This is a genomic window from Paenibacillus planticolens, assembly GCF_013141725.1.
GTDB classification, from domain to species: Bacteria; Bacillota; Bacilli; order Paenibacillales; family NBRC-103111; genus Paenibacillus_E; species Paenibacillus_E planticolens.
The window spans coordinates 322,032-343,577 of sequence record NZ_WHNZ01000045.1 but is presented as its reverse complement, the minus strand read 5'-3'; the positions used below and the strand labels follow the sequence as shown (position 1 = coordinate 343,577).

25 protein-coding genes and 1 tRNA gene are annotated in these 21,546 nt (G+C 46.1%); 22 read left to right on the top strand and 4 right to left on the bottom strand.

All coding sequences use genetic code 11. From position 1 onward, the window contains the following. The first annotated feature begins 85 nt into the window (after positions 1-85). From GC097_RS22690 to GC097_RS22670, 5 genes are all read left to right on the top strand, one after another. Positions 86-322 carry a putative Se/S carrier protein gene (locus GC097_RS22690; protein WP_171685608.1) on the top strand — a complete coding sequence of 79 codons (237 nt, stop codon included), beginning with the start codon at positions 86-88 and terminating at the stop codon, positions 320-322. A 16-nt stretch (positions 323-338) separates the two neighbouring features. Then, a complete protein-coding gene (locus GC097_RS22685; RefSeq protein WP_312875720.1) occupies positions 339-1,181 on the top strand; it encodes a mechanosensitive ion channel family protein in 843 nt (280 codons plus the stop codon). A gap of 19 nt (positions 1,182-1,200) precedes the next feature. Further along, positions 1,201-1,416 carry a DUF951 domain-containing protein gene (locus GC097_RS22680; RefSeq protein WP_171685556.1) on the top strand — a complete coding sequence of 72 codons (216 nt, stop codon included), beginning with the start codon at positions 1,201-1,203 and terminating at the stop codon, positions 1,414-1,416. Between the two features lie 71 nt (positions 1,417-1,487). Next, a tRNA-Ser gene (locus GC097_RS22675) sits at positions 1,488-1,575 on the top strand. Between the two features lie 219 nt (positions 1,576-1,794). Continuing rightward, entirely contained in the window at positions 1,795-2,229 is a 435-nt protein-coding gene (locus GC097_RS22670; protein WP_171685555.1) for a hypothetical protein, read from the top strand. 41 nt (positions 2,230-2,270) lie between these two features. Here GC097_RS22670 and GC097_RS22665 read toward each other — a convergent pair whose 3' ends face one another. Further along, positions 2,271-3,644: a right-handed parallel beta-helix repeat-containing protein gene (locus tag GC097_RS22665; RefSeq protein ID WP_171685554.1), complete on the bottom strand. Its 1,374-nt coding sequence runs from the start codon at positions 3,642-3,644 to the stop codon at positions 2,271-2,273. 196 nt (positions 3,645-3,840) lie between these two features. On the opposite strand from GC097_RS22665, the gene GC097_RS22660 reads away from it, so the two are divergent. The 5 genes from GC097_RS22660 to GC097_RS22640 all read left to right on the top strand — a co-directional run bounded on the left by GC097_RS22660 (position 3,841) and on the right by GC097_RS22640 (position 8,766). Next, on the top strand, positions 3,841-5,082 hold the full coding sequence (locus tag GC097_RS22660) for a hypothetical protein (protein WP_171685553.1): 1,242 nt from the start codon (positions 3,841-3,843) through the stop codon (positions 5,080-5,082). A gap of 62 nt (positions 5,083-5,144) precedes the next feature. Beyond that, entirely contained in the window at positions 5,145-5,873 is a 729-nt protein-coding gene (locus GC097_RS22655) for an ABC transporter ATP-binding protein (protein ID WP_171685552.1), read from the top strand. Then, positions 5,860-6,612 carry an ABC transporter permease gene (locus tag GC097_RS22650; protein ID WP_171685551.1) on the top strand — a complete coding sequence of 251 codons (753 nt, stop codon included), beginning with the start codon at positions 5,860-5,862 and terminating at the stop codon, positions 6,610-6,612. Before GC097_RS22655 ends, GC097_RS22650 begins: the two co-directional genes overlap by 14 nt. Positions 6,613-6,625: 13 nt before the next feature. After that, complete coding sequence (locus tag GC097_RS22645) at positions 6,626-8,053, top strand: sensor histidine kinase (RefSeq protein WP_171685550.1); 1,428 nt, start codon at positions 6,626-6,628, stop codon at positions 8,051-8,053. 17 nt (positions 8,054-8,070) lie between these two features. Next, positions 8,071-8,766 (top strand): response regulator transcription factor, encoded by a 696-nt coding sequence (locus tag GC097_RS22640; RefSeq protein ID WP_171685549.1) that lies wholly within the window; start codon positions 8,071-8,073, stop codon positions 8,764-8,766. A 66-nt stretch (positions 8,767-8,832) separates the two neighbouring features. Here GC097_RS22640 and GC097_RS22635 read toward each other — a convergent pair whose 3' ends face one another. Together GC097_RS22635 and GC097_RS22630 are read right to left on the bottom strand one after the other, a co-directional pair. Beyond that, the gene (locus tag GC097_RS22635) at positions 8,833-9,105 is read right to left on the bottom strand and encodes a hypothetical protein (RefSeq protein ID WP_171685548.1); all 273 of its coding nucleotides are present in this window, start codon (positions 9,103-9,105) and stop codon (positions 8,833-8,835) included. Positions 9,106-9,121: 16 nt separating this feature from the next. Continuing rightward, complete coding sequence (locus tag GC097_RS22630; protein ID WP_171685547.1) at positions 9,122-9,304, bottom strand: YjzC family protein; 183 nt, start codon at positions 9,302-9,304, stop codon at positions 9,122-9,124. A 231-nt stretch (positions 9,305-9,535) separates the two neighbouring features. Between GC097_RS22630 and rpsF the strand changes: the two genes are divergently transcribed. From rpsF to GC097_RS22575, 11 genes are all read left to right on the top strand, one after another. Beyond that, positions 9,536-9,823, top strand: a complete 288-nt coding sequence (rpsF, locus tag GC097_RS22625) for a 30S ribosomal protein S6 (RefSeq protein ID WP_167054928.1) — start codon at positions 9,536-9,538, stop codon at positions 9,821-9,823. Positions 9,824-9,858: 35 nt separating this feature from the next. After that, positions 9,859-10,338: a single-stranded DNA-binding protein gene (gene ssb / locus GC097_RS22620; RefSeq protein WP_171685546.1), complete on the top strand. Its 480-nt coding sequence runs from the start codon at positions 9,859-9,861 to the stop codon at positions 10,336-10,338. Positions 10,339-10,361: 23 nt separating this feature from the next. Beyond that, positions 10,362-10,649 carry a 30S ribosomal protein S18 gene (gene rpsR, locus GC097_RS22615; protein ID WP_029196139.1) on the top strand — a complete coding sequence of 96 codons (288 nt, stop codon included), beginning with the start codon at positions 10,362-10,364 and terminating at the stop codon, positions 10,647-10,649. 79 nt (positions 10,650-10,728) lie between these two features. Next, positions 10,729-11,067 (top strand): cupin domain-containing protein, encoded by a 339-nt coding sequence (locus GC097_RS22610; RefSeq protein WP_171685545.1) that lies wholly within the window; start codon positions 10,729-10,731, stop codon positions 11,065-11,067. A 74-nt stretch (positions 11,068-11,141) separates the two neighbouring features. After that, a complete protein-coding gene (locus tag GC097_RS22605; protein ID WP_145665440.1) occupies positions 11,142-11,453 on the top strand; it encodes a MazG-like family protein in 312 nt (103 codons plus the stop codon). Between the two features lie 6 nt (positions 11,454-11,459). After that, entirely contained in the window at positions 11,460-12,374 is a 915-nt protein-coding gene (locus GC097_RS22600) for a DUF2232 domain-containing protein (RefSeq protein WP_171685544.1), read from the top strand. A gap of 18 nt (positions 12,375-12,392) precedes the next feature. Next, positions 12,393-14,357, top strand: a complete 1,965-nt coding sequence (locus GC097_RS22595; RefSeq protein WP_171685543.1) for a DHH family phosphoesterase — start codon at positions 12,393-12,395, stop codon at positions 14,355-14,357. Then, positions 14,354-14,803: a 50S ribosomal protein L9 gene (rplI, locus tag GC097_RS22590; RefSeq protein WP_171685542.1), complete on the top strand. Its 450-nt coding sequence runs from the start codon at positions 14,354-14,356 to the stop codon at positions 14,801-14,803. Before GC097_RS22595 ends, rplI begins: the two co-directional genes overlap by 4 nt. A gap of 104 nt (positions 14,804-14,907) precedes the next feature. Then, positions 14,908-16,272, top strand: a complete 1,365-nt coding sequence (gene dnaB, locus GC097_RS22585) for a replicative DNA helicase (protein WP_171685541.1) — start codon at positions 14,908-14,910, stop codon at positions 16,270-16,272. A 974-nt stretch (positions 16,273-17,246) separates the two neighbouring features. Beyond that, on the top strand, positions 17,247-18,533 hold the full coding sequence (locus GC097_RS22580) for an adenylosuccinate synthase (protein ID WP_171685540.1): 1,287 nt from the start codon (positions 17,247-17,249) through the stop codon (positions 18,531-18,533). A 142-nt stretch (positions 18,534-18,675) separates the two neighbouring features. After that, on the top strand, positions 18,676-19,302 hold the full coding sequence (locus tag GC097_RS22575) for a hypothetical protein (protein WP_171685539.1): 627 nt from the start codon (positions 18,676-18,678) through the stop codon (positions 19,300-19,302). Positions 19,303-19,332: 30 nt separating this feature from the next. Here the strand turns inward: GC097_RS22575 and GC097_RS22570 are convergent, their stop codons facing one another. Beyond that, positions 19,333-19,596 (bottom strand): hypothetical protein, encoded by a 264-nt coding sequence (locus GC097_RS22570; RefSeq protein ID WP_171685538.1) that lies wholly within the window; start codon positions 19,594-19,596, stop codon positions 19,333-19,335. A gap of 273 nt (positions 19,597-19,869) precedes the next feature. Here GC097_RS22570 and GC097_RS22565 point away from each other — a divergent pair, with 273 nt between their 5' ends. Next, on the top strand, positions 19,870-21,414 hold the full coding sequence (locus tag GC097_RS22565) for a peptidoglycan DD-metalloendopeptidase family protein (protein ID WP_171685537.1): 1,545 nt from the start codon (positions 19,870-19,872) through the stop codon (positions 21,412-21,414). Positions 21,415-21,546 lie beyond the last annotated feature (132 nt).

The following is a 21,546-nucleotide window of genomic DNA, read 5'->3' as shown; positions in this document are numbered from 1 at the left end:
AGTACTTCTTCTTTTTTACTAGTATATGGATAGATAGAGACATTTATACGTAGGAAAGGAGGGTTTTTCCTTGAATATTTCCGTTATGTTATTAGCTTTCGATTCTACGCAACAAGCCTTGCGTGCTGAGATGCTGCTAGAGTATGCGGATATTGAAATCGATATCAGACCAACTCCGAAGGAAGTTACAGCTGGCTGTGCCCTTTCTATTGAATTTCCGGGCGAGAATTTAGCACAAGTCCAAGAGATTATCGCATCTGAAAACGTAGAAATCAGAGGCATTTATTTTAAAAAAGAAGATAAATATGTTACCATGGAATGAAAAGGGAGGTCTAAAGGTGGCCTTTATTACGAATTATTTTGCTGATTTGACGAAGTGGATTAGCGAACATCTAACGAAACCCGAGATGCTAGCTTCGATATTTTGGATTGTTGTAAAGATTATACTTATTTATATTGTTTCAAGAGTGTGCATCAAAATTGCCGATAAGACAATTGCACATATGATGACTGCTAGAGATAAGTCACCGCTGAAGTTTGATAGACGCAGAACGAATACGATAGGAAGCCTTATACATAATTTAATAGCTTATACGGTAAATCTTATCTGTATCATGTTGATCCTTGGACAAGTGGGATTGAATTTAGGACCTTTGCTGGCTGGGGCAGGTGTACTTGGGTTGGCGATAGGTTTCGGAGCACAAAGTTTGGTGAAGGATGTTATTACAGGTTTCTTCATCATTTTTGAGGATCAGTTCGGCGTAGGAGACGTTATTCAAATTGATTCTTTTAAAGGTACGGTTGAGGAGATCGGAATTCGAGTAACTCGGATTAAAAGTTGGACCGGTGAAGTACATATCATTCCTAACGGAAATATTAAACAAGTCACCAATTTCTCCACTTACAATTCTCTGGCGGTCGTCGATGTAACGATTCCACATCACTTGAATATTGACGATGCTACGCAAATACTCAAAGACACGGTTAAGCATGTACAAGAGCTTACGGACGATATTGTGAAGGAGCCCGAGGTACTTGGCGTTCAAGTAGTGGGTACGACGGATTTGAAAATCCGAATTATCGCGGAATGCAAACCAACCCGGCAGTTTAATGTTACAAGACTTTTGAACATAGAGATTAAGAAAAGACTCGACAGTGTGCAAATCGATACTAGCAGCTGAAAAGGGCGGTGACGGACGTATGGAGAAAAAGCAGTATCAGCTTGGCGATATTGTGCAAATGAAAAAGCCCCATCCGTGTGGCACCAATGAGATGGAAATCATACGGATGGGTATGGATATTAGAATTAAATGTGTAGGCTGCAAACATAGTGTTCTAGTTCCAAGAACGAAGTTCGAAAGCAAGTTGAAAAAGGTGCTTCGATCCAACGCAGATCAAGCGGAAGAAACGACTTAAAATTGATGTGGAAAAGCACTTGCGAGAGCGGAGAATTTTTGATATAATGAATCCTGTTCTCGCGTTTTATTGGAAAGGTACCCAAGAGGCCCAAGGGGGCTGACTCGAAATCAGCTAGGCGTCGCGAGGCGTGCGTGGGTTCGAATCCCACTCTTTCCGTACAAGCTGTGATAATGAAAGTCTTCTGCCTATGCGGGAGGCTTTTTTTAATACCTAATTGAGTTCCACGTGAAACAATTTAGAAGCTTTTTACGTCTGGAAGGATGTAGAAAGCTTTTTTGCTTATGGTCTTTTGTCCGTCGTGCAGGGATAAAAAGGTTGAAATAAAAGCAAAATAAGCTCAAATCTGCGTTTGGCAACACGAAGGAGGTAAGCGTAATGAGAAGTTGGTTGATGATGTTTTTGGTACTGGCCTTAGTCGCCACAGGATGCGCTAAAAAGAATGAGGGTGCAACCCCTAGTCCAACAACGGGAGCGACCGTAGCGCCTTCTGCAGGGGCTTCTGGGACGCCTAGCGCGACAAACGGAACGAGTGGAGGGACAACAGCTACAGCCACGCCTGCGGCTGGCAGCAAGGACACGCCAAAGGAAGAGCCGCTTCCTCAGATTACGAAGGAGCAGGCCGATAAGATAAGCATGACAAGTACGTATGATGATTTGGTGAAGGAGACAGGAGCCAAAGGCAAGCTGGTCAAAGATGAGAACGGCAAGAAGACGTATGATTTTGCGATTTCTAATCAACCAGGGTACTATATGCAGATCGTATTTTTTTCGGACGGGAAGATTTCGGAGAAGAGAGTATATCAGAAATAAGAAGAAGGCCGTGCAGCTTAGTTTAGCTGTACGGCCTTCTTTTATAAAGAGGAAGTTGCTGAATCTGTGCCTTTATCTATCACTTTATCACCATTATTCGAACCCAAATTACCGAAAAGTACGGTTTCCCGGCAGTTCGCGTCAGCGATTCGGATAGGGGCTTTGTTGCAGCGAATGAGGCTATTGCCCGCTAGGTGATTACGATCCGAATAGGAGCCGCTTTCCTTTCCATTGGACGCAATCCGAATACCGTCGATCTTCACATCGCGGACGATATTTTGCCCAACACGGTTATCGTAAGCATTGATGAGAACTATAGCGGAATCACCAATGTTGGCGAGCTGGTTATGCGAGATATGATTGCAGCGAGGCCGCTCCAGTTTAACGTCTGCGCTGCCGATTAGCTGAATGCCAACATCGTCGATTTCGCTCATTATATTGTTCATTATACTATTAGATACACAGTTTCCTCTGAGACGTACACCGAATGTATATCCCGTACTTCCGCTTGAATTAGCGAATGCCTCCATGATGTTATCTGAAATAGTATTAAAAGAGCATGGCTTTTCTTTCGGTTTGGAAAGGAGTTCAATCCCGGATTGAAAGCATTTTTGCATGCGGTTACGAGCGATATAACACTGGCGGCTGCCATTGGTTAAAAAAATGGGAGATTGGAACATCGTCGAGAATTGATTATGTACGATCTGATGATCTGCACCATTGCTGCACCAGATGCCGAACCCTTGTGTATCGTAATCCAGCGCTCCGATTAATGAATCAAACAAGCAACTCTCAATAGTGACACGGCTCGAATCTTGAGATTTGACGCCATTGTCGATCATGGAAAACGTACAATCTGAAATATGGATATCCGTTGCTTGGATCAACGAGATTCCGCTTTCTGCGATAGGAATCGAAGAACCTCCGTATGAGCCTGTTCCTTGAAATGCAAGACTTTGTATGCGCACATGTTGAACAGCAGTTAAATTAAAGAGGCCAAATTTGTTGGCGAACGAACGAAGAATGCTGTTGCTGCCGGCACCCATAATCGTGACATTGGAGCTTACGCGCAGCGGAAGTTTAAGAGAGTACATTCCTGGGGGGATGAAGACAATTCCGCCGGAAGCCGCAGCCGTATCGATTGCGCTTTGAATATAGGGAGCGTCGTCTTCATCGTAGCGGCGGTTGCCGCTGGCTCCGAAATCTTTGACATTGTAGATAAGGGTAGATGATGGTACCGCCGCTTGAGCAGTGGAACTGTTCGAGAACAAGTCTCCTGCTGCTAAGGCGAGACCTGCAGCGCCAAGCGAAGAGAGCAGTTTTCTACGGCTAAAAGAGGGGGAACTCTGATCCTGATGGGAAGGATTCAAATCAGCAAGCGCGCCCTCACGTTGTTTATCGTTATTTTCGTTCAAAGAACTCACCTCACTGAAAGGATGGTAGATATAGTAAATTATAGAGGAAAGCTAGTAGAACGGAAAGAGCAAAAAAACGGCCGAATAAGAGTTAATAGTTTGTTAATAATCCATTTAGATGTATTCAATAAGCTTATATTACAATAAATAGTAAGGAAACGTTTCCCGTACATTGTTTTTTAAAAGGAGAACCGAGATGAAACTTAGTAAAAAATCAGTGACCGTACTTTCATTTACGATTGGAGCCTGTTTATTCGTATCTACCGCATTCGCCGATACCCTGCTTGGGTCCGGGTATGACCGGTTGAAAGGTTCAGTCAAAAATACCGCAACACTTATGGAAAAGGATTTGAAGAATTATACGATTGAGACACTGTATACATTGAAAGATAACGATCAAACTCTTCTTCAGTCTTCCTCCACCCAAAAAATGGATATGGAAAAGCAAATGCAGGAAGACAATACGGCGACTAAAACCGCAAAAGGCGAAACGACCTCCAGGTACACATATTCCGATAAAAAGCAGTCCGTTTATAAAAACGGAACGGACAATACTTACTATGTCACAGAATATCCGGCTAATGTGAATAGGAAAGGGCCTGCCGAGTTCAACAATCCGTTCAAAGAGAAGGGCGCACAGGAAATCGAGAAGATTGTTGATGCCGTGGTTGGCGGTCTGAAAGACTATGTGCAAGTAGAGGAAGGGCAAAATGGCGGAAAAGTATATGCGGGCAGCTTGTCTGAAGCGCAGGTACCGGCCCTCATGAATGCCGTCTCATCCTTTGGCATTAAGCAGATGCTGAATAAGGACAAAGGTTTTCCAGACATAGAGAGCGATGTTTTTGTGAAAAAGGTTGTAGGTTCGGCGGTCGAAAATAAAGCAGGCTATCTGGAAAATATCACGGGTGATATCACGCTTTCAGGAAAAGATAAAAACGGCACTGAGCATAACTTGAACCTGAATATCATGGTAAAGCTTTCTGAGATTGGCAATACGAAAATTGCCGCGCCGGACCTGACAGGTGCAAACGTTGAAAAGGTAAACTATTCGGGAGGATTTAGCAGCAAGTACGTGGGAACATATAAAAACAATATCGTCATGGAGAAAGACGGCAAGTTTGTAAAAATCGGCGAGAGAACAGTTGAAATCACAAGCGTAGACGACGGTAAAGTAACAGGAAAATATTCCGAAACCGTTAATCCTGGTTATGAGAGCCAATATCCAGATAAAGATGCATTTGATTTTGAGTACAATCCGTCGACGTCTACAACGTTCACGTATAAGAATGAAAAGGGTGAACAGAAAAACGGTTCGATCCATCAAAGCAATTCAGGCAAGATTTATTTTGAAATGAATATTGAGATTATTAACGAGAATTCGTACAGATCCGAATTCAAACCTTATTACGACGGCGAATTTAATCGCACATTTGAATAAAACAGAAGTTCAGGAGGCTGCGGATGCGGCTTCCTGAGCATTTTTACGGGAGCTGATACAAGTTGACAGTCAAGGCGATTGAAATAAGCGGATTAACCAAATCATTTAAAAATGGCCGGGGAATCACCGAGCTGAACTTAGAAGTGGATCAAGGAGATATCTTCGGTTTTTTGGGACCTAACGGCGCAGGGAAGACGACAGCCATGAAGATGATAACGGGACTCATGAAGCCGGACCGTGGCGATGTGAAGATTTTCGGCGCCAGTATTTCAGAGGACTATGTCAATGCTATGAAGCATGTAGGCTGTATGATTGAAACTGCAGAATCCTATCCATACTTAACAGCAAATGAAAATCTGAAATTGTTCGCAAGGTTTTATCCGGAAGTTGATCAGAAACGAATTGACCAATGTCTGGAGATAACAGGCATGTTGAAATATAAAAATGAAAAATCCCAAAAATTTTCACTAGGGATGAAACAGAGGCTGGGGATCGCGGCCGCCATATTGTCGAAACCAAAACTGCTAATTTTGGACGAGCCTTTAAACGGACTTGATGTCGAGGGGATGCTGGAAATGAGGAAATTGATCAAACAGCTTTCTCAGGAAGAAGGTACGACCTTTTTTATTTCCAGCCACTTGATCCATGATGTGGAACTAACGTGCACTAGGATTGGGATTATTTACGGAGGCAAGCTTGTAAACGTAGAATATACCCAGAATATCCTTTCATATTATTCTTCGCTTGAAAACTTTTTTGTTAGTGAGGTGGACAGGAATGGGCGGGTTTAACGCTGCGTTTAGGAATGAATCGGTAAAGTTGTTAAAAAAGAAAAAAATAATGGCAGCCGCAATTTTGTCCGTTCTTGCCGTAATTATTGGGCAGCTTGCCGTAACGACGATTAAACATGGCCTTGGATTAAGGGTTGTAGGGAGTGCCGAATTTCCAATAGTGGTTTTATCGTTTATTACTTATACGTTGTTGCCGCTGTTTGCTATTTTTGTAGCGATCGATATGTTTAACGGTGAGTCTTCATCGAATACAATGAAAATAACACTTTTAAGGCCGGTCTCCCGATTCGGCGTTTTTAGTGCGAAGGTATTAAATTTAGCTTTGTTTATTGCGGGGAACCTTTTGTTTGTTATGCTGCTTTCTCTGCTTGTAGGATTCGTATTTAATCCCACATCTGCGAGCTTTATGGGAATCGTAAAGGTGTTCTTATCCTATGGTTTAACATTTTTTCCTGTATTCGTGTTTGCACTTATCGTAGTCCTGTTGTCTAATGTGATTCAGGGAGGACTAGCCGTCTTTTTCCTTTCGATTCTTGTGTTTATCGGGTTTAATTTTTTAGGAATAGTGTTTTCATCCTATTCGAGTTTTTTCATTACGTCGATGTTTGACTGGTACACGCTATGGCTTTCTGAATCGATCAATATGTTTAAGATATTCCGTCAGATATTAATCATGTCAGGCTGTGGTATCATGTTATTTACTACAGGGTATTATTTGTTTGACAGTAAGGATATATAAGAAAGGAATAAACATGCACTTAACCAAACGTTTTTTCACGATGAATGCGCTGTCTGTACTGCTATCCATTGGTTTGACGATGCTGGCCGTAATCATATTCGTTGCTGCGTATACGAAGGTTTTTGGCCGCGAAGCCGGAATGAAAGAGTTTCAAAAGGTGTTTGAAGCGAGGGCGGCGATCAGCGAAATCCAAAGAGAAGCGCAGACCCTCAAATTCGAGCAACTCATGGATCATAACTATCAGCAGCAGCTCTCTGATCGGGTTAAAGCTTTGGATGCCAGTGCGATTATTATTGTAAATAGAGAAGTTCTGTACGCTACACAAAATTTTAACAAGATTGATATTGAGAAAAGTCTAATGCTGTCCGGAGATGGTTCTAACCGGAGCGAGCTTGAGCTCGATGGCAAGATCTACACGTTCACCCGAGCGGATTATAAACTTCCATCCGGCGATACGGGTATTCTGCTGCTGCTTGCGCCAATCAAGCTGAAGACAAGCTTTTATATGCTGCTTGGCGTTTTTACGTTCGGCTTTTTCGCTGTTGTTTTTCTGCTGCTGAATTTTTGGGTTTCGTACAAGTTCTCACGTGGAATTATTTTGCCGATTGCCAGATTGAAGGACGCCGCTATAAAGATCAGCCAAGGGGATTTAAGCAATGGGATCGCGGAAGAGGGCGAAGGAGAAGTTAGTGAATTGTGCATAGCCCTGGAGAGTATGAGGATTAAGCTGAAGGAATCGGTCTATTTACAGCAAAAATATGACGATAACCGGAAGTTTCTGGTTTCAAGCATTTCACATGATTTAAAGACGCCTGTTACCTCCATCAAAGGCTATATTGAGGGCATTATAGATGGGGTAGCCAAGACGCCTGAGAAGCTGGAGGAGTACCTGGAAACGGCGCGATCCAAAGCTATTCTGGTGAACGCGATGATTGACGATCTTCTTTTATACTCCAAACTTGATTTGAACCAGCTTCCTTATCATTTTGAGAAGAGCGATTTGGCCAGTTATTTTGAGGATTGTGTCGCGGATCATAAGTATGAAAGTGAAAAGGCCGGAGTATCCTTAGCATTAATCACTGAATTAGAGAAGCCTGTCAAAGTTCTAATCGATCGCGAAAGATTCAGGAGGGTCATACAGAACATTCTTGATAATGCGGTGATGTATGCAGAAAAGGCGAACGGGAAGATTGCCATTATACTAAGGGAAACACGAACATCTGCAATTATAGAAATTAAAGATAACGGGAGAGGAATTCCCGAGGACAAGCTTCCCTATATTTTTGAACGATTTTATCAGGTAGATCCTTCAAGAAAAAGCGGCAGCGGACTAGGCCTTGCAATTGCCAAGCAAATTGTAGAAGGGCACGAAGGGACAATATGGGCAAAGAGCGTTGTAGGAGAAGGGACTCGTATGATGATTTCTCTTAAGAAGCTCTAGATCGCCGGGAGGTTAGGATGAAAAAGATTCTTATTGTTGAGGATGACCAAAGCATTGCCAACTTGCAGAAGGATTACCTTGAGTTGAGCGGTTATTCGGTCAAGACGGTGAACAGCGGATCGGCGGGGCTGAAAGCTCTAAAAGAAGAGGAATTTCAGCTTATTATATTAGATATCATGCTGCCGGATATAGATGGGTTCGAGGTTTTGAAAACAGTGCGCGAGCAGGATGATATTCCTGTGCTGCTTGTCTCGGCGCGAGCAGAGGAAATTTACAAAATCAACGGCTTGGGTCTCGGTGCGGATGATTATATCACGAAACCGTTCAGCTCTGGCGAGCTGGTGGCCCGGGTTGGCGCTCATTTGAAAAAATTCGAACGAATGAAAGAGCGGTTCGGAAAGGGGAATGAGGGGAGCACGATCCAGGTTCGAGGCCTCGAGATTCAAAAGGATGCCAGAAGAGTGTTTGTGAACGGAAATGAAGTCGTTTTGGCGCAAAAGGAGTTCGAACTGCTTTTGTTTCTATTGCAGAATGCCAACCGGGTGTTTGGCAAAGAGGAGCTTTTTGAGAGAATCTGGGGGATGGATGCGATGAGCGACGCCTCTACGGTAACGGTCCATATTGCCAGAATCAGAGAGAAAATTGAGGAAATCCCGTCTAAACCCCAATATATAGGAACAGTGTGGGGATCGGGATACAGGTTTATGGTTTGATCGCCCAAAAGAAAAGCTGGCCCTAAAGTAGGTGAACTACATAAATAGGGCCAGCTTTTGATTCCTCTAATAGTTCCTATCGCGGTTTCTATAGCTGACGGAGAACCGATCGATGACATAGCCGACAAGCGCCCATGTCGCGATCGTCAACACATAGATGATAAGCATCCGGAACATGGATATTTCATGGACGTTCGTGAATGTGGATGCAAACCAAGCAGGTACGCTAAGCGCATAGAAAATCATGTAGAAGGCATCATGATCGTGAAATAAATAATGAACTAAGCAAAGGGCTGCGCCAATGAAGGTAAACAGCCAAGTAAACGTGGATGTTCTCATGGTGAATTTCTCCTAGTTAAGGCTTTTTACGGTGCCATTTCCGATTATGGTTACTATTTGCCGGAAATCTGTCTCCCTTTTGTAATGTGATTATTTTCGGGTTTTCAATTCCCATATGAAATGAATTCTCGCCCATTTCGATATACACGCCGTCGTTAGGTACATGATCGCCTTCATTGAATACTGTCCATTCACCCACATGGATCACCTCATCGGAAGATTTTCAATCAGGTTTAGATTGCCCTTCTGAAGAGGAAGCATGTACGCAGCGCATTGCCATGTTCATCCTTGCGTGAAAGACTTGTAATCTGCCGTGCAATTTGCTATAGTATTCAGGTGCGAGTTTTGAAAAAGAATCCTCGCTCCTTGCTCCTTCGCTTGTGAGAACAAGTTTGACAGGGGCCGCTTAGTCCAAAAGGAGGTGACATACATGCGCAAATATGAACTGATGTACATCATTCGTACTGACGTTGAGCAAGAAGTTGTTCAATCTACAGTAGAAAAGTTCCAAGGCATCATCACGAACGGTGGAGGCGAAGTCTCCAAACATGACCTGATGGGCAAACGCCGTCTTGCGTATGAGATCAATAAGTTCCGTGACGGGCACTACGTGCTTGTACACTTCAACGCAGAACCTGCTGTTGTATCCGAACTTGATCGCGTACTTAAGATTACGGATGAAGTTATCCGTCACTTAATCACAAACGACGTAGCTTAATTGCATGCCAGTATTTTCGTCAGGGGGAATGTTCTATGTTGAACCGTGTCATTCTTATCGGTAGATTGACCAGAGATCCAGAACTTCGTTATACGCCAGCCGGTGTAGCCGTTACGCAGTTTACTCTTGCGGTAGACCGCCCTTTCACAAGCGGAGGTTCGAAAGAACGTGAAGCGGACTTTATCAATATCGTCACGTGGAGGCAGCTTGCCGAAACATGCGCGAACTATTTGCGTAAAGGTCGTTTGACAGCCGTGGAAGGCCGAATTCAGGTACGTAATTACGACAACAACGAGGGCAAGAGAGTTTACGTGACCGAAGTGATTGCCGATAATGTGCGCTTCCTTGAATCCAGTAACAGTGCCGGAAATCGTGAAGAAGGTGGATCGAACGCGAACGCTAGCTACGGCGGCGGAAGCAGTGGCAATCGTGGCGGTGGATCGCGCGAGCAGCAGGATCCTTTCATCGATGACGGAAAACCGATCGACATTTCCGATGATGACTTGCCATTCTAAAGTAGAAAGGACTGAACAAACTAATGGCTTTCCAAAAAAGAGATAACAATAGTGAAGATCGCGGCGACCGCAAATTTGCTCCTCGTGGCAAAGGCGGTAAAGGCAAACGTCGTAAAGTTTGTTACTTCACAGTTAACAAAATCAAGCACATTGACTATAAAGACATTGAAACTCTCAAAAAGTTCATCAGTGAGCGCGGGAAGATTCTTCCTAGACGTGTAACTGGTACTTCCGCTAAGTACCAACGTGCATTGACGATCGCTATCAAGCGTTCCCGTACAATCGCATTGTTGCCTTACACAACGGAATAGGATTTACTTAGAAGGCAGCTGTTTTCACGGCTGTCTTTTTTGTATGCCGAGAAGATGAGGACCGGGAGGAGATAAGCACATGAAGATTCACAAAGAGCAAGCTGAACATTACATATGGGGCGATGCCTGCGATGGCTGGTACTTGGAGCGGGATGCGGACAGAACCATCATTCAAGAGAGCATGCCGCCGGGGACGAGCGAGATTAAGCATCTGCATCAGAAGGCGAAACAGTTTTTCTTTATTTTAAAAGGCGAAGCTGTGATGTGGATTGATGGTACGACGATTACGCTCAAGCCGCAAGAGGGCTGTACGATTCAGCCTGGCGTGCCGCATCAAATCCGTAATGAATCAACGGAGGCTGTTGAATTCCTCGTCATCTCTACGCCGTCCACCGCGGAAGATCGTACCGCCCTGTAGAGGCTTTCTTTTCTTGGTCTATTTTGTGGTATAATTAACACCATAGTCTTTTGTAGGATGGGGAGAGATGACGGTTGCTGAATAGGGAAAAGGATGTAGACCTAGCCAGACGGGCCAAAGTCATTGAGTGGCTCAAGACAGAAGTCGTAGATCACGTAGCGCACCTGCTGAAAGGCATATGGGAAGGCAGCCATGTCAAAATTGTCGATGGGTTAGCCAGTTTAATTTCAAGCGGCTATATTCTTGGGAGAAGATTGGGTATTTCATATCGCGATTTGGACGAAGCCATTGTAGAGAAAATGAAGAAGCACCGCCAAGAGGGCCATCAACTTGAGGATTGGTATGGCGACATTTCATCGCTCGAAGAACATTTACGTAAGAGGTGAGCCCGGTTGGGGAATCGAAGTTGGCAAAGCATCATCTGGAGTGCGGTGACGATCCTGTCATTGCTGTCTCTAATGACGCCTTTTATTATTTTCACATTCAGTTTTCTCATGATCCCAGTTCTAATGTTGTATGTAAAATCCAGTACTAAGCGTTTTGTCATTAGCTATGTCATAAGCTTGCTCGTCGTTTATTTGCTTACCCAATGGCACGGGATATCCCTCATGTCCGTATCGCTGTTCTTCTTACCGCCGGTACTGGTCATGGGTAATTTATATAAACGCAAAGCAGCCGCTAGATCGGTTCTGACAGCAGGAATCATCACGATTCTGGCGGAATCGCTCCTCACTCTGCTCATTGGCTTCTCCCTCGGATTTGATCCGGTGGTGAAGTTCAAGCATTTTATGATGGATAGTATTGCGAGCATGCCGCCGGGGATTCGGGAGGTTTTGCCCAAAGACCAGGATTGGTATGTGAATTTCATTGTGCAAGTGATTCCGCTGTATTTAATTTTTGTAGCTCTGTTTTACACCTTTGTCACTCATGGCATCAGCCGCTGGCTGCTCAATAAGACAGGTGAAGGCATTCCGGGCTTGCGCCCGATGCGCGAATGGATGCTGCAGAAATCGTTGGTTTGGATTTACCTGATTGTGTTCGTGTTGGATTTATTCATGAATCCGGCGTCGAATTCGCTAATCCCTACGCTGCTGATGAATGCTATGCCGCTCTTGATGCTGGCATTTGCCGTTCAAGCGATCTGTTTTCTGTTTTTTGTTGCACATGCGAACAAATGGAAACCTGTACTGCCGATCATTGCGATGATCATCGTTTGTTTCATGCCTCCACTTTTTATCGTATACAGCTTATTAGGGGTATTTGATGTTGCGTTTCCAATCCGTGAACGGTTCAAGAAAAATTTATAGGATTAGGAGCTAGTTCGAATGCCGAAGTTCCTTTTAAAGCGGTGGCACGGTCAACACATCGTGTGGATTTTCGTTCTGCTCATCGTCATGACAGCTACGATTTATATGTTCAAATGGTGGCTGGGCGTTACGGCCTTCCTGATATGCGGAGTTATGGCGTATTTTACGCTGCAAGCGGAAACGGCTTTCCGCAATGAGCTGAATACGTACGTCGGCACGATTACGCATCGGGTCAAAAAGGCGGGCAACGAGGTGATGAGCGCCCTTCCTATCGGAATTATTTTATATAATGAAGAGAAGCGCATCGAATGGCACAACCCGTTTGTGGCGAGAATGCTGGGGCAAGATTCCGTTATCGGCGAGCCGCTGTACGACTATTTCCCGGACTTGAAGAACCGGAAAGATAAGAGCGAGAAAGTAGATCTGACCATCGGAAAGTTGATTTATCAAGTATGGATTCGGCCCGAAGAGAGGCTGCTCTATTTCCGGGAAATCACAGAGCATGCGAATTTGGCGAGGAAGTACGAGGATGAGAAAACGGCGATCGGCATCGTCATGATGGATAATCTGGAGGAGTCGACGCAGGGGCTGGATGATCAAACGCGCAGCATTATGCTGGCGAAAGTGACGGGCGAGATTACGGAATGGGCTCAGAAGCATCAGCTGTATTTGCGCCGGACGTCTTCGGACCGCTTCCTCATTCTGATGGATCAGAAGGCGCTTCGCCAGCTGGAGCAGACCCGGTTTGAAATCCTGGACGATGTGCGGGATTTGACGATCGAGAACAAGCTGCCGATGACGCTGAGTATCGGGATTGCTTCCGGCGCCGAAGAGTTGACGGAGCTTGGCCAAATGGCGCAGATGGGGCTGGATATGTCCCTGGGCCGCGGCGGCGATCAGGTGACGGTCAAGGTGGGCCAGAGGCTGTCTTTCTATGGCGGAAGAACGAATGCCGTGGAGAAACGCACACGTGTAAGAGCTAGGGTCATTTCTCACGCTCTGCGTGATTTAATGAAGGATAGCGATAAGGTCATCATCATGGGCCATCGGTTTCCGGATATGGATTGTATCGGGGCATCGATCGGCATCTTGAAGGCTGTGCAAGTAGTCGGCAAGGAAGGCTATATCGTGCTGGAGAGCGTGAATCCATCGATTCAGAAGGTGATGGAAACGATTGCCGGCGATGAGCGGCTGCACCGCTGGTTCATTACGCCCGAACAGGCGATGCAGATTACAACGCAGCGTACTCTCGCCGTTGTGCTGGATACGCACAAGGCTTCCATGGTAGCCGAGCCCAAGCTGCTTCAGCAGACGCACAGGATCGTCGTGGTCGATCACCATCGCCGCAGCGAGGAGTTCATCCATGACGCGACACTGGTCTATATGGAGCCTTATGCGTCCTCTACGTGCGAGCTGGTGACCGAGCTGCTGCAGTACATCAACGAGAAGCTGACGATGGAAGTGCTGGAAGCTACGACGCTGCTGGCCGGCATCGTGGTCGATACGAAGAGCTTCAGCCTCCGGACAGGGGCGAGAACGTTCGAGGCCGCCTCGTATTTGCGCCGGAATGGGGCTGATTCCGCGCTCATTCAGCGGTTGCTGAAGGAAGATCTTGATTCGTATATCGAGCGGTCTGAAGTGATTAAACATACGGAAACGATTCACGAGCACATCGCGTTGGCAGTTGCTGAGCCAAATCGCAAATATTCTCAGTTGATGATTGCGCAAGTTGCTGATACATTGTTGAATATGACGAATATTATGGCTTCCTTTGTCATTGCCGAGCGGCCGGATGGACTTATCGGCATCAGCGCCAGATCGCTGGGACAGATGAACGTCCAACTGGTGATGGAGCGGCTGGGCGGCGGCGGGCATTTGACCAATGCGGCGACTCAGCTGGATGGCACGACAATAGAGGAAGCAACGAACCGATTGAAGAAAGTACTTGATGAGATGCAGGAAGAGGAGGGACTTTTCGAATGAAAGTCATTTTACTAAAAGACGTTAAAGGCCAAGGGAAAAAAGGCGAAATCAAAGAAGTATCCGAGGGCTATGCACAGAATTTCCTCATTGCGCAGGGGCTTGCGTCTCCCGCGACTACCGGAACGGTAAAGGTGCTGGACAATCAGAAGAAAGCGGAACAGCGCCGTAAGGATCAAGAGAAAGCCGATGCGAAAACACTGGGCGAGAAGTTGAACGAAATGACCGTTCAAATCAAGGCGAAAGCCGGTGAAGGCGGTAGATTGTTCGGCGCTATTCCGAGCAAGCAAATCGCAGAGGTGCTGGAGAAGCAGTATAAGATCGTGATCGATAAACGCAAAATCGTACTTGAAGAGCCAATTCGTACGCTTGGCGTAACCAAAGTGCCTGTGAAGCTGCACAGCGAAGTTACAGCTAGCTTGAACGTACAAGTTCTCGAAGAGAAGTAAGTGACAGAGAAGGCTGATGAGAGTCCCTAGGAGGGGCTCTTCTCTATTGTTTGGTATCTAGAGCAAATCTACTAAACTATGAAAAGAAAGGCGGGTACTGAAGCATGAGCGGAGACAATATGTTTATGGATCGTGTACCCCCTCAAAATATAGAAGCCGAGCAAGCCGTTCTTGGCGCGATTTTGATTAACAGCGATGCTTTGATTACGGCGATGGAACGAATTACAAGCGACGATTTCTACCGGGGATCGCATCAACGGATTTTTGAGGCGATCGTGGAGCTGGCTGAAGATCAGGAGCCAGTCGACCTGATTACGCTCACGTCACTCCTGCAGAACAAGCAGCAGTTGGAGGAGATCGGCGGCGTTACGTATCTCTCCGAGCTCGCGAATGCGGTGCCGACGGCGGCTAACATCGACTACTACGCGGCTATCGTTGAGGAGAAGTCCATGCTTCGCCGCTTGATCCGCACAGCGACCCAAATCGTCACCAATGGCTACGCCAATGAAGATGATGTAGGGTCGATGCTGAGCGAAGCGGAGGCGAAGATCCTGGAGATCTCGCAGCGCCGCAGTTCAAGCGGCTTCGTGGTCATTCGCGATGTGCTCATGGAAGTATTCGAGAAAGTAGAGTCCCTCTACTCGAATAAAGGAGGAGCAACCGGTATTCCTTCGGGCTTCGTTGACCTGGACAAGATGACGTCCGGCTTCCAGCGCTCTGACCTTGTTATTCTAGCGGCGCGTCCTTCCGTAGGTAAAACCGCGTTCGCACTGAACGTTGCACAGAACGTCGGGGTGCGCGCCAAGGAAACCGTCGCGATTTTCTCGCTCGAGATGGGCGCGGCGCAGCTCGTTCAACGTATGGTCTGCGCCGAGGCGAACGTCGATGCGAACCGCATGCGGACGGGGTATCTCGAAGGCGACGACTGGGAGAAGCTGACGATGGCCATTGGCGCCTTGTCGGAGGCGAATATTTTCATCGATGATTCGCCGTCGATTACGGTCGCGGATATCCGCGCGAAATGCCGCCGTCTTCAACAGGAGAAGGGGCTCGGTATGATCTTGATCGACTACCTGCAGTTGATCGCCGGCCGTGGCAAAGGCGACAACCGTCAGCAGGAGGTCTCTGAGATCTCCCGTACGCTGAAGCAAATCGCGCGTGAGCTCAATGTTCCGGTTATCGCGCTCTCGCAGCTCAGCCGGGGTGTTGAGCAGCGGCAGGACAAGCGTCCGATGATGTCTGACCTTAGGGAATCGGGTTCCATCGAGCAAGATGCCGACATCGTAGCGTTCCTGTACCGGGACGATTACTACGATAAAGAATCCGAGAAGAAAAATATCATCGAGATTATTATTGCCAAACAGCGTAACGGTCCCGTAGGAACGGTAGAGCTGGCGTTTTTGAAGCAGTTCAATAAGTTCGTGAACATGGATCGAAGTCATCAAGAAGCGGCGGCCGCGCAGTATTAGCGGCCTGCTGCTTTTTTTTGCTGGAGGGGGAACTGCAGGGCGATATTTGGCTAGAAGCAGCACTTTCGGCAAGGGAACCGACATTCACATTCCGCGAACGAAGAAGGCAAGGTAAATTAACTGGAAAATCTCCCTCTAAATTGCTCGAATGATGGTCTTGCAGGGAATTTAGAAGGAAAACCTCCCGTTAATTTGAGCGGATATAGTAGATTTTCACGAAATCGGTGCAAATAGAGGGAGGTTTTCCAGCTAATTGGATCTGACAAGCAACTGCAGTCCATTTAGAGGGAAATTCTCCCTTATTTTGACCACAGAAGCATAACTGGCTGTCCCAAATGTCATACAAATGACTGGGGATCTCACTTATAGGACAGCCTCTTTTAATTTAGGTGGACTCCCTCGCCAAGTTTAAGATTATTGAGGTGAAATCAGACTCTGCAGCACCCTTCCGAGCGCCTAAAATCAGCATTTCGCCGAAATTAGGGAATAGAGTTCCCCTCCTAATCAGGCGGATTTCAAGTTGAGTCGGTGCTAAGTTGCTTGCTAGTTGCAGGTAAGGGTTAAATGCAGCAAATTTAATTCGATGAGCGCGATAATTCGATGCACAACTCCGCAGTTTCGTAGGACTAACTTCATAGTTTGACCAATATCCGAACAATTATACAAGTGCCTTTATTATTGTTCGTTTTTCATTGACTTTGCGTAGGGGGACTGCTACACTAAAGACGGTGAAAAACCTTGTTCGTCTGCCTGCACGACTAGTACTTAGCAGGGCAGCTTCGAGTTAAGGTCGTTTTTCATGCCGAAAGGGAGGTCCCCTTCCTGCAGATCGCTGCCGGAGAGGCCTAAGTGTTCCTTCGGTGAGTAGTGGACGCTGAATGCTTTAGTGCTTTAACGAGGTCTAATTTTTCAGTGGTACGAAAGCCATAACGGCTCATTATGGGTGACTCGTCACCGTACGGAGGTAAGTGCATATGTCAACGGTTGTTGTTGTCGGAACGCAATGGGGAGATGAAGGAAAAGGTAAAATCACGGATTTCTTAGCGGAATCCGCTGAGGTTGTTGCTCGTTACCAAGGTGGTAACAATGCAGGCCATACGATCATTATCAGCGGCAAAAAGTATAAGCTGACGATGATTCCTTCCGGTATTTTTTATCAAGAAAAAGCTTGTGTCATCGGGAACGGTATGGTTATTAACCCCGCTGCACTCATTGAAGAAATTAATTACATTCATGATAATGGTTTTTCGACAAAAAATTTAAACATCAGTGACCGCGCGCATGTTATTATGCCGTATCATCTGGTGCTGGACGGTCTGGAAGAAGATCGCAAAGGCGATAGCAAAATTGGCACGACCCGCAAAGGGATCGGACCTTGTTATATGGATAAAGCAGCACGCAACGGAATCCGGATTGCGGATTTGATGGATGCCGAAGAGTTCGAATTGAAGCTTAGACGCATTATTGCAGAGAAAAATGTGTTGATCGAGCAAGTGTACGGTTCCAAAGGTCTAGATGTAGAACCGATTCTTAAAGAGTACCTCGAATACGCAGAAATCATTCGTCCTTATGTAACGGACACTTCTGTCGTGTTGAACGAGTACATCGATCAAGGACGCAGAGTGCTGTTCGAAGGCGCACAAGGCGTTATGTTGGATATTGACCAAGGCACATACCCGTATGTAACATCCTCCAACCCGACGGCTGGCGGCGTATGTATCGGTTCCGGCGTAGGTCCAACGAAGATCCACAACATCATCGGTGTAGCTAAAGCCTATACGACCCGTGTCGGTGACGGTCCGTTCCCAACGGAACTGAATAACGAAATTGGCGATTGGATTCGTGAAAAAGGCTTTGAGTACGGTACGGTCACAGGCCGTCCGCGCCGTGTCGGCTGGTTCGACAGCGTGGTTGTGCGTCATGCTAGACGCGTTAGCGGAATCACAGGACTGTCCTTGAACTCCATCGACGTTCTGACAGGACTCGAAACGGTGAAAATTTGCACAGGCTACATGTACCGCGGCCAGCTTATTGAGCACTATCCGGCTAGCTTGAAAGCTATCTCCGAGTGCGAAGCCGTGTACGAAGAGCTTCCGGGCTGGACAGAAGATGTGTCCGAAGCGCGTTCGCTGAGCGATCTGCCTGAGAATGCAAGACATTACGTAGAGCGGGTTTCGCAGCTTACAGGCATTCCAATCGCCATCTTCTCCGTAGGCCGCAACCGCGAGCAAACGAATTTGGTTCGTCCGATCTACGCTTAATTCTATAGCTATAAATTCAAAATCCTCTAGGCTCATCAGCAGCTTAGAGGATTTCTTTTTTGCCAAATGGGATTTAATGGGCGCGATTTCGTCAATACTGGGAGGGAAGAAGCAGATCTATGTGGCAGGAGTGATTGCGAAAATGAAAGTATTAACGTGGCTGGGCAAAATCGTCATAAGCACTGTTCTTATTACATCCATCACCATGTTTACGACATGGTATGTCGTAAACATGTATGTTGAGGATATATTTCGACAATATCAGATACCGGCTTTGGGTAAAAAGATTCAATTTAGCGATTTTACTTCAAGATTGGCGGAAGAGTTGAATATAGTTATGCGTAAAGACGGGGGGAAGCAAGCTGCCCCGGTGCAAAGCCCTTCAGCAGCAAAGCCTGCTCCTAGTCCCAGCCCGTCTGCAAGCGCGTCTACGGACGCAGAAGCTAATGGCGCATCTGCATCCCCAGGAGTTAAGGATGATGCCGTAGCCGTCATGGGTCGAGTGAGCGATGCAAACGAGCATAAGAAAGAGATTGTCCTGTCGACCGAGGACTTCGCTAAGAAGAAAGAAGCGCTATCCAGCGAGGATAAAATGAAAATATTTTCCCTTGTTATTGCGAAGCTGCCGCAAAATGAGGTGCAGCATCTATCCGGTTTACTGGAGGACGGGATTACGGCGGATGAGCTCGATCAGATCAATGAGATGCTCAAAAAGTATTTAAGCGAAACGGAATTAAAACAGTTGATGGATATCTTGAACAAGTACTAGCATCCCTAATGCTAGAGGAAGGACTAATGCCTAATGGAGATGTCCGCCGTATTTTATAATCGTATCCTCGGCTTGACGGTAGCGCGATTTCTCTACGCATACTGTGAGCGCATAGGAGGGCTCGGCTGCCGAGAAGCTATGCAGAGATTGAGCCAGACCGCTGCTAAGCGCATCGTGATGAGGCTCGCCGCCATAATTGAATTTGATGTCCAGCACGCCTTGAGATCGAAGGATTTCAGCTGTTTTCTCCATCGTAGAGCGATCAGCGAACGTAGCTTGCAAGTTAATTTCCATATCTAAGTTCCCCTTTCAAATTTTCATTCAAATTCGTCATTTCTCGTAATGTGGTGCACAATCTCTTGGATTTCTATACAAAAAAATGTATCTTTAACGTCTTCTTTTGGCGCTGGACACGAATCTATCACATGGATATCGAGTATTTTGTTGAAATAGGCAGAGAAAGTGTGTTAAATTTAACAAAAGGAAGACATCCTTATATGGATATTATGTCTAATCAAGGTTTATTTATGTATCTGTGGATGCAAAACCGTTCAAAGGGAGAAGATCATGACAGGTTTCAGGGGTATGCGCTTTGTTAAGGATCTCATCAAGAGATTCACGCCGAAGCGAGAAAGCTTGACCGGAAATGAATCAGTATCAGAGAAGCAGCTGGAAGAAGTAACGACAACTACGACGCTAACGGTAATCAAACGACATAAATGGTCTCTAGTTCTGGGAGTTGGTGCAATCGCACTAACAGGAGTAATTACGTTTGCAGGTCATCAATATGTGCAAGCGAATATGGTAAATGTATATCACGTGATGCTCGACGGCAAAGAAATAGGTGTCGTCAGCGACAATAAATTGATTGATGAATATAAGCAGCAAAGACCACAAGAAGTACAAAAGAATTTCCCGGATGTTCATGTCGTGCTTAAGACAGACGGAGTTACCTACATAGCTGAAAAGGCTTACAGCCCGCCAACGGATGATACAGCTGTCATCGCCACACTTAATAAGTCATTAGTGCCCCAACCGGTCGGGGTCGAGTTGAGAGTAGACGGCAAAGTCATCGCGATTGTGAAGGATCAGCAGACGGCAGATCAAATTCTTGAACAGGTAAGCGCGCCTTTTGCGCCAAAAGCTAAGGAATCCACTAAGGTTGCTGCTCTATCCGCAGGCTTGGGCGAGGATATTTCGACGGCACCATCGGAGCTTGAGAAAGTAGAATTCGTCCAGCAAGTCGATAAAGTGGAAGTGGCGATCGAGCCGGAGGAATTGGCTAAACCCGACGATGTCGTGAAGAAATTGACGACTGGCGATGTGACGCCTGCGAAGTATACGGTTGTTGAGGGAGATTGCGTCTCCTGCATCGCGAAGAAATTAGGAATTACGAAGCAATTTATTTATGATAAAAATCCTGGTCTTCAGGATGATAAATTGAAGATTGGCAATCAGCTTGATGTAACGGTGCTTAAACCGACATTGTCCGTCAAAACAACGGAAAAGATTGTGAAGAATCAAGAGATTCAGTACGATACGGACTATGAGAAGGACGATTCGCTTCGCGTTGGCGTTGTTCAACCGATCTCACCAGGGAAGAACGGGCTGAAGAAGGTGACGATCCAAGTAACGAAAGTCGATGGATTGATGACGAACGAGCAGCTCGTTGACGAAGAAATCATTGATCAACCCGTTACGGCCAAGGTGAAAAAAGGGACGAAAGTCATTAAAGGCGAAGGCACAGGGAAATTCGCGTGGCCTGTCGTTTCCCCGAGTATCTCGAGCACGTTCGGCGTCCGGTGGGGCAAGCTCCACAAAGGTATCGATATTACAGGCAACAAAAACATTATGACGGCAGACAACGGCAAAGTAACGGAAACCGGGTACAAATCGGATTACGGCAATTATATTATTATTAATCATTTGAACGGTTACGAGACGTTGTACGGCCATCTGAGCAAAATTACGACGACCGAAGGTACGATCGTTGAAAAAGGCGATAAAATCGGCATTATGGGAAGTACAGGCGATTCCACAGGCGTCCATTTGCATTTTGAAATTCACAAAAGCGGCAGCTTGGAAAATCCTTTGAAGTATTTAAATCGTTAACTTACATAGAGGCAAGGTCAAACCGGACAATCGGGGGGCCTTGTCTCTTTTTAGTTGAATATATGATAAAATAGAGGGTAGTATGCAAGGAATTGGACGAGGCTGTAGTTTATTCTGAAGTAGGCGGTGGTA

Coding starts and splice junctions, on each gene's coding strand:
- GC097_RS22690 (WP_171685608.1), top strand. CDS start 86: ATGTTATTAGCTTTCGATTCTACGCAACAAGCCTTGCGTGCTGAGATG.
- GC097_RS22680 (WP_171685556.1), top strand. CDS start 1,201: ATGGAGAAAAAGCAGTATCAGCTTGGCGATATTGTGCAAATGAAAAAG.
- GC097_RS22670 (WP_171685555.1), top strand. CDS start 1,795: ATGAGAAGTTGGTTGATGATGTTTTTGGTACTGGCCTTAGTCGCCACA.
- GC097_RS22660 (WP_171685553.1), top strand. CDS start 3,841: ATGAAACTTAGTAAAAAATCAGTGACCGTACTTTCATTTACGATTGGA.
- GC097_RS22650 (WP_171685551.1), top strand. CDS start 5,860: ATGGGCGGGTTTAACGCTGCGTTTAGGAATGAATCGGTAAAGTTGTTA.
- GC097_RS22645 (WP_171685550.1), top strand. CDS start 6,626: ATGCACTTAACCAAACGTTTTTTCACGATGAATGCGCTGTCTGTACTG.
- GC097_RS22640 (WP_171685549.1), top strand. CDS start 8,071: ATGAAAAAGATTCTTATTGTTGAGGATGACCAAAGCATTGCCAACTTG.
- GC097_RS22635 (WP_171685548.1), bottom strand. CDS start 9,105: ATGAGAACATCCACGTTTACTTGGCTGTTTACCTTCATTGGCGCAGCC.
- rpsF (WP_167054928.1), top strand. CDS start 9,536: ATGCGCAAATATGAACTGATGTACATCATTCGTACTGACGTTGAGCAA.
- ssb (WP_171685546.1), top strand. CDS start 9,859: ATGTTGAACCGTGTCATTCTTATCGGTAGATTGACCAGAGATCCAGAA.
- rpsR (WP_029196139.1), top strand. CDS start 10,362: ATGGCTTTCCAAAAAAGAGATAACAATAGTGAAGATCGCGGCGACCGC.
- GC097_RS22610 (WP_171685545.1), top strand. CDS start 10,729: ATGAAGATTCACAAAGAGCAAGCTGAACATTACATATGGGGCGATGCC.
- GC097_RS22595 (WP_171685543.1), top strand. CDS start 12,393: ATGCCGAAGTTCCTTTTAAAGCGGTGGCACGGTCAACACATCGTGTGG.
- rplI (WP_171685542.1), top strand. CDS start 14,354: ATGAAAGTCATTTTACTAAAAGACGTTAAAGGCCAAGGGAAAAAAGGC.
- dnaB (WP_171685541.1), top strand. CDS start 14,908: ATGAGCGGAGACAATATGTTTATGGATCGTGTACCCCCTCAAAATATA.
- GC097_RS22580 (WP_171685540.1), top strand. CDS start 17,247: ATGTCAACGGTTGTTGTTGTCGGAACGCAATGGGGAGATGAAGGAAAA.
- GC097_RS22575 (WP_171685539.1), top strand. CDS start 18,676: ATGAAAGTATTAACGTGGCTGGGCAAAATCGTCATAAGCACTGTTCTT.
- GC097_RS22570 (WP_171685538.1), bottom strand. CDS start 19,596: ATGGAAATTAACTTGCAAGCTACGTTCGCTGATCGCTCTACGATGGAG.
- GC097_RS22565 (WP_171685537.1), top strand. CDS start 19,870: ATGACAGGTTTCAGGGGTATGCGCTTTGTTAAGGATCTCATCAAGAGA.